Annotated in this window: 7 protein-coding genes and 1 tRNA gene; 1 reads left to right on the forward strand and 7 read right to left on the reverse strand. The window is 22.5% G+C overall.

The annotated features are described in order from the left end of the window. Positions 1-39: 39 nt before the first annotated feature. Positions 40-1,734, reverse strand: a complete 1,695-nt coding sequence (locus ACLFO7_RS02700; protein ID WP_412031982.1) for a hypothetical protein — start codon at positions 1,732-1,734, stop codon at positions 40-42. Positions 1,735-1,884: 150 nt separating this feature from the next. On the opposite strand from ACLFO7_RS02700, the gene ACLFO7_RS02705 reads away from it, so the two are divergent. Beyond that, positions 1,885-1,970 (forward strand) — tRNA-Leu (locus tag ACLFO7_RS02705). Positions 1,971-2,022: 52 nt separating this feature from the next. Here ACLFO7_RS02705 and ACLFO7_RS02710 read toward each other — a convergent pair. The 6 genes from ACLFO7_RS02710 to ACLFO7_RS02735 all read right to left on the reverse strand — a co-directional run bounded on the left by ACLFO7_RS02710 (position 2,023) and on the right by ACLFO7_RS02735 (position 14,702). Beyond that, positions 2,023-3,786 (reverse strand): hypothetical protein, encoded by a 1,764-nt coding sequence (locus tag ACLFO7_RS02710; RefSeq protein ID WP_412031983.1) that lies wholly within the window; start codon positions 3,784-3,786, stop codon positions 2,023-2,025. 54 nt (positions 3,787-3,840) lie between these two features. Then, on the reverse strand, positions 3,841-4,362 hold the full coding sequence (locus ACLFO7_RS02715) for an NUDIX domain-containing protein (RefSeq protein WP_412031984.1): 522 nt from the start codon (positions 4,360-4,362) through the stop codon (positions 3,841-3,843). Between the two features lie 15 nt (positions 4,363-4,377). Continuing rightward, positions 4,378-4,812 carry an SsrA-binding protein SmpB gene (gene smpB / locus ACLFO7_RS02720; RefSeq protein WP_412031985.1) on the reverse strand — a complete coding sequence of 145 codons (435 nt, stop codon included), beginning with the start codon at positions 4,810-4,812 and terminating at the stop codon, positions 4,378-4,380. A 136-nt stretch (positions 4,813-4,948) separates the two neighbouring features. Then, positions 4,949-6,229, reverse strand: coding sequence for an ABC transporter ATP-binding protein (locus tag ACLFO7_RS02725; protein ID WP_412031986.1), 1,281 nt, complete (start codon positions 6,227-6,229; stop codon positions 4,949-4,951). A gap of 11 nt (positions 6,230-6,240) precedes the next feature. Next, the gene (locus ACLFO7_RS02730; RefSeq protein WP_412031987.1) at positions 6,241-11,313 is read right to left on the reverse strand and encodes an ABC transporter permease; all 5,073 of its coding nucleotides are present in this window, start codon (positions 11,311-11,313) and stop codon (positions 6,241-6,243) included. A gap of 170 nt (positions 11,314-11,483) precedes the next feature. Continuing rightward, positions 11,484-14,702: a P116 family lipid acquisition surface protein gene (locus tag ACLFO7_RS02735; RefSeq protein WP_412031988.1), complete on the reverse strand. Its 3,219-nt coding sequence runs from the start codon at positions 14,700-14,702 to the stop codon at positions 11,484-11,486. Positions 14,703-14,816: the final 114 nt, after the last annotated feature.

The following is a 14,816-nucleotide window of genomic DNA, read 5'->3' on the forward strand; positions in this document are numbered from 1 at the left end:
TTTAATAATAAATAATAAGATGTACAAAATGAACAATGTTTATACACTTAAACTACTTTGTTTTTTTAAATGACTATATTTATAAGGTTTCAATAGTTTAATAATGAATTTTAAACTATCTCTATATTCTCCTTTTTGATATAAATCATAAACACCATTAAGATCTAATTCTATATTTTTATTTATCATTAGAATGTTTGCATAATTAATAAGTTTTTCAACATAAACTTTTGTATAGTAAATAGATGAAATAACTAAATTAGTCTCATGAATTCCATGTTTAATAGTTAATAAAGAATTATAATTGTATTCAAAATCTTGATCATAATTACTAAAAAAATTTAACTCTATGGCATTTAATTCATGAAAATATTTATGAATATCATTTAATAAAATTTTGGATGAAACAAATTCATTAGAATTAATAAACGCAAGCATTTGAGCTAGCAACAACTTTCCTGAAGTTATTTCAGTTACTATTTTTTTGAAATAAACATATTTATTTGAAATGTCTTTTATTAAATGATTAAATTTATCATGTCACTCAATAATGTCTTCGATATTATTTTTTGACTCTATAAATAATTCAGATGAATTATATTTAACAGCATTATTTTTATTAATAAATGATGAACAATTCTTATAAATATATTCTAATCTATACTTTAAATCGTTTACTTCATTTTTAATTGAATTAGATGAATAAAAATTAGCATATATTTGATTTAAAAATGAAAGAAGATTTTTATATTCATCAATAAAGGTTTTAAAACTATTTATAATAAAATCACTATTCTTAGTTAAAAATTCATTTGATTTAAAATTCATTTGTAATTTATTTTTCATTTTTAATATGTTTTTAACTATTTGATTTATATTAACTTCTATTTTATTAAAATCATGTTTGTTTATTTTTTTATCTAAAACATTGATACCTTTATTTATTAATGCTAATGTCTTATCTGCATATTGAATATTATCATATGAAAGATTCTTTGAATTGTTTTTTAACACACTTTCTATTTCATCAACTGTATGTTTAATATAATTGTATTCTTTTGTTCAAACATATCAATTACTTAATAAATCAAAAGTTTGAGTAAAATCAAAATTATAGTTTTTCATTTCAATAACAAATTCATCATTATCAATGTTATCTATAAACTTATTTAAACTTTCAGAATGTACTCTTAAATTTGTAATTAATTTGTGTATTATTCCATCATCAAAAATATTACCCAAATTTTTTTCATAAAAACTTATTATAGTTTTTGTATTTTCTCTATAAGCTACAAGCAAATAACTTACATAATTTCTATATTGTAAAACATCATCATATAGATCATTCAAAGTAACAATTGAATTCTCCAAATTATCAATATCATCATTAATTTCTTTGTACAAAATATTAAAATTATGTCAATCATAATTTTTAGAAGCAGAAATTAATTTAAAAATGTTATTTTTAATAGTTTCAATAACAATATCAAATCTTGTTGCAAACATATTAAATAAGTTTGAAATTGATTCATATTTTGGATTGTTAAAACCAATATGTTCAATAGGTATATTTTTTTTTATAAAATCTTCAATAACTAAATTATTAAATCTTTTTTTTATCAATTCACATTTTGATCTATATTCTTTATTTTTTAACAAAATATAAGTGATAGGCGCAAATACCAAAATGGCTGCAACAAACAATACTATTATTATAATTGCATAAGTTGACATATACACCCCTTTCACCAACTATTAAATTATATAAAAGATAAAGAAAATTAATTATTATTTTTATTAAATTACTAATACACTTATAAATATAATGTTAAAAACAATCTAAAAAACTATAAAATAATATTATAATTTATAGGTAACAAACAAGCTCAGATGGCGAAATGGCAAACGCAGTAGACTCAAAATCTACCGATAGTGATATCTTAAGGGTTCAAGTCCCTTTCTGAGCACCATATATATAACCAAAAAACCTTTTAGAGATTATCTAAAAGGTTTTTTTATTTATTAAATACTTAAATACAAAATTTTTATCTTATTATGCTTTATTAATTTATTTGTAGCAAAAATAATACCATATTCTATAAGTTCACTAAAATTAATAATCATGTTTTTATTAATATCAGAAAGTTTTAAATCATTAAAATAAATTACAATTTTATTTAGGTCTATTCCAAACATCATTATTTTTTTTACAAATAACAATACATTAAAGTCATTACTTTTAAAGTATTCTAAGGGGTAAACAATAATTAATTTCTGATTATTATATCCATCCAATTTATTTGCCTTTGAAAAAAGTTTTAATGATCTATATGATATATTTCTTAATATTGTTGATAAATTATTATCATTTTTAAACTTATCTAAAAGTTGTTGCATAGAATAAATATTTTTATTTACTCATGTTATTTTAGGATAATAAAAATTCTTTATTCCTTTGGATTTAACATTAATTGGCATTTCCTCAATAAGTGATAAAGTTATTTTATTTAAATCATATTTATTGTTTGCAACAATATAATTATTTTTTTCATCAAGATAATTTTCTGAATTTCTATATTGATATAATTTAATTGAATTAATATCTTTATAGAAAATTCAATTATTTTTTGTTATTGTATTAAATTTAATTAAGTCAAAAAAATTATTTGAATGAATTCCATAAATGCTACAAAATGCAACTAATTGAATATTATAAGTTTTACTATTATAATTAATTTTTTTAGGAAAATTATTTAATATAATTTCAAATTTCTTTAAAAAATCATCATCTAATCTATTATATTTTTTATTGTAATTATAAGATTGGTTTAAATTTATTAAATACTTGTCAATTGAGGTAAACAATGAATATTTATTATATTTTGTCTTAAAATAGAAACAATCTTTTCCCATCTTTTGAAAAACATATTTAATAAATGTTTTTTCAATACTATTGGTAACCTCTTTACCTTCTATTCTTAACATCTGTTCAGTATCTAATATTTCAAATGTAATAAGCAATCCTGTTTCAATTGAATTATTTTTAATATAATTATCAAATGCATATTTACTAAATCCACTGTTTGCAAAATATTCATTGTCATATAAAATTGATTTTTTTAGTTTATAAGCACCATTTATGAAATTTGAAATATATAAAGCAATAGTATATAAAAATATAAATAACAATAAACTACACAATATATTAATTAGATATACTATTAATGTTTCATTTCTAAAAAATATCAAACCAAGTATTGCAGTTAAGACATATAGTAAAAATGTTGTTAGAAAAATATATTTAATTTTTTGAAGAAATAAAAATCTATTTAAAAAAACATTTATTATCATAAATCCATACACCATAACAACAACAATGACTTGTATATAATTTAAATTGTTTCCAATAAAAATATTTGAAACCATAAAAATAGGAAACATACCTAATAATGCAAATGTTGAAAGAAACAAACTAAAAATCATTAGTAAAACCAACTGTAATACAACAGTATTAGGTTGCTGTAGGTTGTTGCTAATAATAATTGATATTGGGCATATTAAGGACAACAATGCCCCCATAAATAAACTAATAAATATTTTTTTAGATGAAGTTATATTTCTAAAAGAAATCATTCATTTATAAATATTAAAAAAAATAAACATAAAAATAAAAAATATTGTTGATAAAATTAATGACATAACAAATAATCCCAAAAATAAATTGGCAAAATCTGTTTGTCCAAAATTATCAGTCTCTTTAATTAAATTGAAAACATTTTTTAACATAGATATATATTAACAAATATATTCTTACTTGATATATAAACAAAACACAATAATCTACATAGTATTTATTATTTTTTTAAATTTTTTTAAATAAAGAGGAAATCTTAGATTAAAAGAATCAGCAAATAAATTTAAATTCATTTTTTCTATTATTTCATCAAAATTAACAATTTTATATTCGCTAACTTCATCATTATTAATTTTAATTTTATTAATATATGTTTCATTTAAACAAGCTACAAATGTATGCATAAAATAATTGTGTTTTTTATCAAGAAATTCATTTATAAAAATTAAATCTTTAGAACCTATATTAAGGTTTGTTTCTTCTTTTGTTTCTCTAATGCAAGCTTCTATAATTGTCTCATCCCCAACTACTCCTCCAGCTACACATTCATACTTGTTTCCATAAAACTTTTTGTTTTCACTTCTTTTTTGAATCATTATTTTTTCTTTTCCAAAAACAATTCAAACATTTACAGAAAAATAATAATAATTTTTTGGGATATTATCTCTATTATATGCACCATTTTGCTTTACTTTATTTTCGTCATAAATTCTCACAATATCACTCATAAAATTCCTATATTATTAATAATACTTTTTGCTTTCTCTTTTTAAATCTCTTTCTTTAATAGTATTTCTTTTGTCTATTAAATTTTTTCCTTTAGCTAGACCAATTAAAACTTTTAATTTATTATTTTTTCAATATATTTTTAAAGGTACAACAGTGATTGAATCTTTTTTTCTATAAAATTCTAATTTTATTATTTCTTTTTTATGAAGTAATAATTTTCTTGTACGTAAAGGATCAACATTGTAAATATTGCCATGATCATATGGAGAAACATGCATATTCAAAATGTATGCCTCATTTTTTTTAAACACAACATAAGCTTCACTTATTGATACATCACCTTTATGAATAGATTTAACTTCAACACCCTTTAATTCAATACCTGCTTCATATGTGTCTAATACATTATAATTAAAATTAGCTTTTTTATTTACCACAACAATCTTCATGTTATCCCTCTTAATAAAATGATTATATATTAAAAATGACCGTTATATTCTAAATGAATTTAATAAAATAAAAGAGATTTAAATTTAAATTAATTATAAAAAATCAATGTCTTATTAGGACATTGATAAAATATTATTATCAATTAATTTCATCAATTGATTTCATGTTTTTATTATAATAATCAGCCGTTATTTTTCCATTATCAACTTTTAATATTCTTGAAGCAATTTCAAGAATTTTATCATTATGAGTAACTAAGACTATAGTAGTATTAAATTCTTTGTTAATATCTTTAAAAATTTGAAGTATTTGTTTTGTTGCATCAACATGCACAGCACCTGTTGGTTCATCACCAAAAAGAATTTTAGGGTTTTTAACAATAGCTCTGCAAATAGCAACACGTTGTGCTTGACCTCCAGATAATGTTGATGCTTTTTTATTTTTGTATTTATCCATATCAACTTTTCTTAATAAATCATCAATATCAATTCTTAATGATTTATTTTTTTGTAAACTAGCTGCAATTTTAATATTGTCATATACAGTTAGATCATTTAATAATCCATATTGTTGAAAAATATATCCTACATTTTTACGTCTAAATACTGTTAATCCATGTTCACTAATTCCTAAAGTGTTACTATCAACTAAATAACAAATACCAGTAGTTGGTCTATCTAGTGCTGATATTAATGTTAACAGTGTTGTTTTTCCAGATCCACTAGGTCCATAAATAACAACAAATTCACCTTGTTTAATTTTTAAATTTATATCTTTTAAAATATGCAAATTACTAAAACCATTTGTTACATATTTATTTACATTTTCCAAATAAATAACTTCTTCATTATAATTTGCTGGCTTATTTTTTGATATACCTTTATGCGGCTTATTATTTTTTAAAATCCATTTGGTTAACTTTTTTCCTGATAATTCACTTTTTCTTTTAACGTTTGAATTAATAATATTACTATCATTAATATCAACTTTATTACCATCAATAGTTGCCATTTCTGAAATTTCTTTATTTTGCTTTTCTTTCAAAAAAATTGGTTGTTTATTTTTTTTTGATAACCAATTGCTATATTTTAAATTAAATTTATCTTTTATTTTTATAGTATCATCATTGGTTTCATTTATGTTATGATTAACAACAAAATTACTTTGTTTATATTCACTTTGATTTTTTGAAATTTTAGACAAATCTAATTTTGTTGATTTACCAAAATTAGTTACTATATATTTTTCATCTTCTTTTTGGTTTTTATTAATAACAACTATTGGTTTATCTGACTTATTGTTTTTATGTTCTAAATTATTACTAGAACTACTATCTTTTTCCTTCAAAACTATTACTGAATGTTTTTTATTATTGTCATTATTTGAAAAACTATTTTTATTTACAATTTCTTTCATAATAATCACCTTTAATCAACTATTGCTGTTTTTAATTTTTGTTGTTTATACATTATTATCATTGCCACAAAATTAATTATTAATACAGCCATTATTACAGCAATACCAATACCATATGTCATCCAATTAATTACTCCTGTAATAAATACAGTTGATGCTGTATAAATTACAAATTGGAATATTGATAGAATAGCTGCAACAACACCAATACCTATAAGCAATGTTAATAATATTATTGGAATAAATGTTGCCAAAATACTTATTATATTATCTTTGTCACTATATCCTATTGTTTTTAAAACAATAATCATCTTTTTGAATTCTTGTAACATTGAAGCACTTATTACTAATATCATGACAATAATTAATGGAATTAAAATAATTGTTAATAATGTTTGTATAAGATCAATTGTTGAAACTAAATTTTCATATAAATATTTAATAGTCCCATAACTTTCAATATTTTCAATATTAATTGATGTTGGATAACTACCAAAAACATCTCTAATATATTGTGCAAATAAAATATTAGTTGTTAAAGCAGTTTTCATCTTTTCTCTTAATTTAGCTCTATCATTCTCATTTCAACCAGTTAACTTTAATATATCAGTATTTGCAGTAACCATATTATCTAAATAAACATTTGCAGTTGCAGAATTTGTAGGATTAGTAAAAAATCCATCATTAAATTGTGACACTAATTCATCAGTTGAACTATAATTTAGTTGATTTCATACTCCTATAATACTTTCAAAACTAATTGTTTTATTTAAAAAAACAGGAGAATCTGCACTACTGATTATTCCATTAAAAGGTTTATAATCATATCTATAAAAATCAGTAAATCTATTATTTACAGCTAAATCATATTGAGCTTTAGTATTAGGGTCAGTACCATCTAATGCTCCATCAATTCTAACTTCTTGATTTTTATTTGGACCAATAAATGATTGTTCAATATTAGCAGTATTAAAAGCAAATGGTCTATTAGCTTTAAATCTACCACCTAGTTCAGGGTGTTCAAAATTCATAGCACTTTGATTAATAATGTTTGCAACATCTTGACTTATATAATATTCGTCACCATATGAAATACTTGATATACCTGCAACTTTAAACTTATATGTTTTTTTAAAATTATGTTTAATATTATTTTGTGAATAATCATTAGCAATTTGTTGCGAATAATAAAAATATCCTTTATTAGGAGTAACATCTATTATGTCTCCCACCTTCAATTTGTGCTTATATGCTGCACCTTGATTTATCACAATATTATAAACATTGTTTGAAACCTCAGATAGTAACTTATTTAAATCTCTTTTTTCCCTATCTACTAATGTGATATATTTAGAATTAACATTGATTCCAATTAAATCTACTTTATCCACTAATAAACTATTATTTTTATACAAGGAACTATTAACAGAACTATATGTTTCACTCTGAGAATCATAAGAAACAACACCATAAGAAAGTTTAACATCAAGATTACTTAATTCTTCATTTCCATAAACAGCACCCACAAATTTTAAGAAATCTTTACTATAACCTATTTCTTCAGGTTTTCCTAAATTTCCAATAATAGTATCTGCATTAACAGAATAAATATTGTTTGAATAATTAATGAATTTTGTAGGACTTAAACCGATTGATTCTAATTTTCTTAATTGCTCATTTTCATACACAGCTTTTAAAAATACTTGATCTTGAGTTTCAGCACGAACAACAATTTCATTTGGAATAATTCTTTTAATTAATTGTCATGGATTAATATTTAATCCTGGAATAGTAAAATCAAGTAATCATTTTGTCATGGAAGTATTTTGATAAAAATTAACTTGAGAAGTAATTTTTTGATATGCTTGATAACTTGGAATTAAAATATTTCCATAATATAATAGATTGCCAAATTTATCCCTTTTTTCTTTTAATGAAATAGATCCATTATTATCTTGCACTTCATAAACTTTAACATCATTCAAAGTATAAGGATATCCAAATTGATCTGCAAAATTATAAGTTGTTTTTTGAGCATCATTTTCATTATAAATAGGTAATCCTTTTTCATCATAATCATAAGCTACTTGCATAGTACCTTGATACAATGGATAAATCCCTTGAGAGATATCTGTAAAACCTAAATGTGAATATTGTTGTAATTTATATAATCCTGATTGCTCAGTTGTTTCAGTTAAACCAAATTTATAAGAATAATGTTTGTTATAAGATGTTTGCAAATTTGATTCAGCAAACTTACCTGGAATAGCTAAACCAACAGAAATACTTGATAATCCAATTGAACAAAGAGCTGTAAAAAATATTGTTCTTCAAATGTTTGAAAATGAAAGAGAAAGTCTAAACTTGAATAATGGATTGATTTTACTTGGTTTTCTTATTATATTAAGCAATCTAGATGATTTCATTTCAACATTTTGAGTAATCAATTCATTTATTGGTTTTCTAAATGTTAATCTTATTATAATGAATGTAAATACAACAAATACACCCAATAATGAAAGAATTCCACCTATAAATCCAACTGGACTAAAACTTAGTAATGCCATTGGAGCATATCAATAAGGACTTAAAATTTGATAAAAAAGATTTTGCATGTAAAATGCAACAACATAACCTATAGCACCAGCAATTAATGAACACACTAAACCAAATAATGTAATAGATAAAGTAATTGCTATAGAACTAAATCCATTCGCTTTTATAATAGCCAATTGAACTTGATTTTTAGTAATATATCCTTTTATTAATAAATAAGATAAATACAATCCTAATAAAACAAGTATAACAATAACAATAATAGAAACTAATATTACTCCATACAAAATTTGATTAGGATAATAACTTCTCATTGTTATTAAGTTTTTAACAGTTGTAAAATCATTCAATGAATAAACAATTGGAGTTGAAGAATTTTTATTTAATAAAGGTTGAAAATAATTATTTAAAGATTTTATATTTTTTCTTAATTCTGATCTATCAGGATTAAATGCAGAAAAAATTCCTCCACCATCATTTCCATATCCTAAATCCAATGAAAAATATTTATACTGATAAGATAATGGAGCAGTAGCCAAAATAGCATCATATCCTAATGCATTTACATATACCACAGCCTCTGTATTAACATTGGGAATTGGGTTATCAATGCCAATTGATGGAAATGCCATTTCTGGAGATAAACCTGTTCCTATAATTACAAACTTTCTAGCATTTATTTCAATACAATTACTGTCATCTAATGTATTTATTCACTTTACAAAGTCATATGAGTTTAATTTCAATGCCTCTTGTCATTCTTTGTTTGGTAATATTTTTTTCTTATTTGCAACTAAAAATCCATCACTTATAACAGCAGCATATGAATATTTATCAATTTTAACAATGGTTGAATCTAAATAAATATCTGTTAAACCATGTTTTAATTTATATTCTATAGATTCTCCCTGTCTATCAAATTTCATTTGCTCTTTAGGATTTAGATATAACATATCACTTGGGAAATAACCAAATATAAAATTATAATAACTATCATTAACAGCTGTTGAATTATCAAATGAATATTTTAAATTTTCTAATGCTTGTGACACAAATGCAGGAATTTTAGCTCCTGATGCATTAATTGATTCATATAAAAAATTAATATAATTTTTCAAATATTTTTTCTTATTTACCAAATGATAATCAGCCCTAAAAAGCTCATTGACATCCAAATACTTTGTAGAGTTGTTTAGTTTAGTTCCTTCAGTATAAACAATATCATCTATACTTGTTGATCCCTTTTTGGCAACAATATATTTATTTGTTGTTTTTTGATCTGTTATTACAAATGATTTTTGTTCATCATGCTTTATCTTTTTTTCTGATAACATATCAGATAATGCTTGAGAATAATAGCCTTCAATTTTCTTTGTTAACTCTGGAATTAAATCTTCTATTCTTTGATTTACTAATGTAATTAGTGCTTCATTTGATGGTTTAGTATCATTTATAGAGGTTGTATTATGGCTTGGATTATGAACCCAAGTATTTCTCAACACTAATTGAAAATTAGTATATTTTTCTTTTTCTTCATCAGTAAAATAAGTGTCAAAAATTTTTCTTTGAAAATCATTTAAAGAATCAAAATCTAATAACAAATTTACTTGAGTATATTTACTTAAATCTGTATCTTGGACAACAAGACTATTTAAATAATGTATAACATCTCTTCCTATAGTTGTTTCTAGAACATCTTCATTCATGTTATCGCCTACAGGAATTTGAGCTCCACCAAATCCACTTAAAAATGCTGTATTAATTGTACCTGTATATCTATCAGCGTTTGATAAAAAAGTGTTAGTATCTGCTGTAACTTCAGCTTTTGTATTAAATGTTGCTTTTGTAGCATGAAAAATTCCTCTCATAACAGGAATATAACTTACAAAACTTTCATCAAAATATCCATTAATTTTTTTAGTTTTTGGATTTATATTCACATAATCAAAATTAGTTCTAATAGAACCATTATTTTTTAATGAATATGCAAATGCTACTCAGTCATTGAAATTATTTGGTACATCTACTGTTTCACCAGTTATTTCATTACCACCATATCCAGCAAGCATACCTGGAGTTCTATATGCATATGGATTATCTCCATTTAATCCAGCAGCAGTAAAACTAGCATATGTTAATGATTCACCAGTAGAATTTGTATAAGTAAATGTTTGGTTTTCTGATGTATATGGAAAAACAACAGCATAATTATCTGTTTGATAACCATCCTTATTAGCTTTATCTTTATCTATTTTATAAGCAATTGCTGGTTGGGTAGAAACAATATTTCCTTGACTGTCCTTTTCATAATTATATTTAATATTTGATGTTGCATAGTTTTCTTCAACAATGGCATTAGATTTATTTCCAGTTATATTTAAATGATTGGTAGAGTTATAAATGTTTGTACCCAAGTACAAAGAGGAAAAAGAGGAAAAAATAATCACAGCACTAATAAATATCAAACTAACTATTAGAAGTATGGAACGTTTAAATGAATGTAAGACTTGTTTAATTAACTGTCACATAAGTTTTCCCAAATAATATTGTTACCCCATATTATATTAGAATTTTATTTATTTTAGCATTTTTTTAAGGAGTAAAAAGCATTAGTACTTATTGCATATTCAAGTTCATAAATTAAATTAATAAAGTAAAATAACATGAACTATTTCTAAATAATAATTCATGTTATTCATTATAAATTTGGCATTTTAATTGAAATTCTTGGTGCAAAAACAATTTTATCAAATACATTTGAATATCGATAATTTATTAAAGTATATTTATTGTTTTCTCTTGTTATTTGAGATAAATCTAAAACTTTATTTGGAGTCATAACAGTTATTTGAAACATTAGCATTTGCACATTAATTTCTAATTCCAATGTTAATGCTGTTATAGGAATAATTCCAATTTTTGCTCCTCCTTTAACAATAACTTTTTTATTAAAATGAATATTAGAGATGGGTTTAACACTAACTAATGCTTCACTTAGATTTATATTATTACCTAATGAAAACAAATCATTTGTTAATAAATTAATACTATCAGATGAAAATGACGGAACTTGCCTTACAAATGATTTGCTCACTTCTTGACCATTTTGATTATTAACATGACTATAGTCATATGTTGTAGTTTCATTTACATAAGTAAACATATTATAGTAATCTTGATACTTAGTTGATTTAAATGTTGGATTTTGATTCATAATGATATTTTCCTGATTTAAATCAATATCTTGTCACTTAAATGTTTTTCCAACATAATATGCATCATTAATAGAGCTTTTATTAATTTCTTTGGATTTATCAAGTCCAATTAAATTAATATTAAATTTCATTCTATTAACTAATAATTTTTGTATCATTTCTGTCAATGCACTAATATTTTGCGATGATTGACTATTGTCCTTGTTTTCATAATCAATATCTGCTATAACACCAGAAATATTTCAACTTGGCGGATTTTGATCCATATGATGATCATCTTTTATTTGAGCAAAATCACTTCCAACTCATGCAGTTTTCATTACATTTGAAATAATTCCATTATTTTTTGATGCCTGATCAAAATATGTTTCCAAATCAATTATAGTGTTAAAACCATGATAATATTTTCCACCACTAACATTTGCAGAATAAATAAGTTTTTTATTATTTGACTTATATTCCATATTAAAACTATCTCCAATATTAAATGGTAATTTTCGTGGAAACATTCTATATAAAATTCTTTCTAAATTTATTCAAACATATCTATTTCTTGTATAAAATCCAAATCCACTAGCATGCACATACTCATTGCCTGTAAGTTTATATATTTCTATATATAAATCTGTTGGCAAAACACTTAATATAACATCTAAATTAAATGTGAATTCTTGTTTAAAAATAAGTTTGTAGTTAAAAGTAAAATCGCATTCAAATGTTTTATTATTATATTTTATTATTGATTTATCATCAAATTCACTAAATCCATAAACTATATCAAAATTATCTTTATTTGCTAAAAAATTAAATGCATTAGATATTTCATTTAAAGCAAGTATTACATTATTTTTATTCAAATTATCTTTATTATAATCATGTGCATAAGATTGATAAATTAATTCATATAATAAGCTTGTATTATCTGTGCCAACATTCATACCTAATGCATTCATTATAATAACTACTTGATCCATAAATCACCAAGTAGCAGTATTTTTCCCTGTATTTTTTATATCAAATAATTTAGAAATTAATTTTTCATTATAATTAATAGTATTTTCACTTACTATAGTCATTCCCTTATCATTTTTTGCTCTTGTAGAAATCTCACTATATATTTTAGCAATAGCATCAAATATTGTTTTATTAATATTTAAACCAAATCCTGATAGTGTACTTAAAAATTTATCACGTAAACTATCGCTAATTAAAAAATCAATAATGTCTAAAATATAAGGATTACCATCATTTAATTTATTACCACTATCATCAAAATTTCCTAATAAAAATTGCAACAACATAACAATAAATTCTTTTGTTGTATTATTATCGTTGTTAAAAAACATGTTTAATAATTTTAAAAAACCATCAACTTGTTCTTTTGACATGTTGGGTTTAATTGGTGTTAAAATTGTGTCTACTAAATCAGTTAATTGCCCTAAAACACCAGATAATAATCTTTTTAAAACATTTGATAGACTTTTTTTATGGGTCACTAAAATATCTAAAATACCTTTACCAGTATGAACACTTTGTAATAAATCAACTATTATAGGAGATAATTCTTTTGGAATTACTCCAAAATCTTCAAGAAGTTTAACTAATGGTTTAGATGTATCATTTAAAAATTGACCAATAGTGGGATCTTTTTTTAAAGATTCAAAAATCAATGCTAACTGAGGAAGGGCAACAAATGCTTTATTTGTGTTTTCCATAGCAGTTGCTTCAATATTTTCTTTAATTACACTAGTATCTAACTTTTGCATAAATTCTAAAGCATTTTGATCTGTTTTTGTATCAACATTTTCATCAGTAGTTAAATTTAAAAATTCGATCATATAAGAAAATGAATTTGATGTAATTGTTGGATTAAAAGAATCTAATGCAATTGATTTATTGTCAAAATTTAAAGTTGCTTTTGGTATTTGTCATCCTAAAAAAAATCTTTTATTATAAACATTAATAATATTTTTTATTGGTTGGTCTATTGCAGATATTTTTAAACTATAATTTTTATTTGGAATTAATTCAAAATTATTGTTATCAGTTAATTTAAATATAATATTATTTTTTCTAACATTCTTAATAGAAAAATCAATATCAAAACTTATTTTATTTGTAAGCGAATTAAAATTAATATTTTTGTTTTTGATTTCAATATCAAAATTACTTTCATTTGTATAATAAATTGAAAGCATTCAGTAATAAACATCATACAAAAATGTTAAATTACTTGGTGTAGGAATTGGAGACAAAAAGTCTTTATTTGAATTGTTAATAGAATTATTAAAATCAGTTACATATTCATTAAAATTAAAATTCTCTAAAAAATTGTTAGCATTTTGTTTAATACCAACTGAAACAGTTTTTTGTTCAAAACCATCACGCTCATGAATATATTTATATACACCATTTTCATCATTACTTGGTAGTTTATAATCTAAAAAATTTATATTATTGGTCACAACATTTAAATGTAACTGTGTTTTGTTTTTATTTTCTTCTAACTGTTTAAATTCAGTAGGTAACAAACCAATTTTATAATCTTGATTATTCTTGTTATCACCATCTTCAAAATCAACAACATCACCTTTTGTATAATTTAAGTATTGTTTGCTACAAGAAGCTATAGCAGGTGACAATATTGTAGCAACTAAACCACAAGATATAATTGATAGTAAATGTTTAATTTTTTTATTCATATATTCTATTTTCCCATTTAAACAAACTAGACATCCTATATTTTATTACTTAATTTTATAATAGTAAAATAATTAATAATATAAAAAAATACATGTTTTCTATATATAAGAAAC

This window comes from Malacoplasma muris (genome assembly GCF_046774425.1).
GTDB classification, from domain to species: Bacteria; Bacillota_I; Bacilli_A; order Mycoplasmatales; family Mycoplasmoidaceae; genus Malacoplasma; species Malacoplasma muris.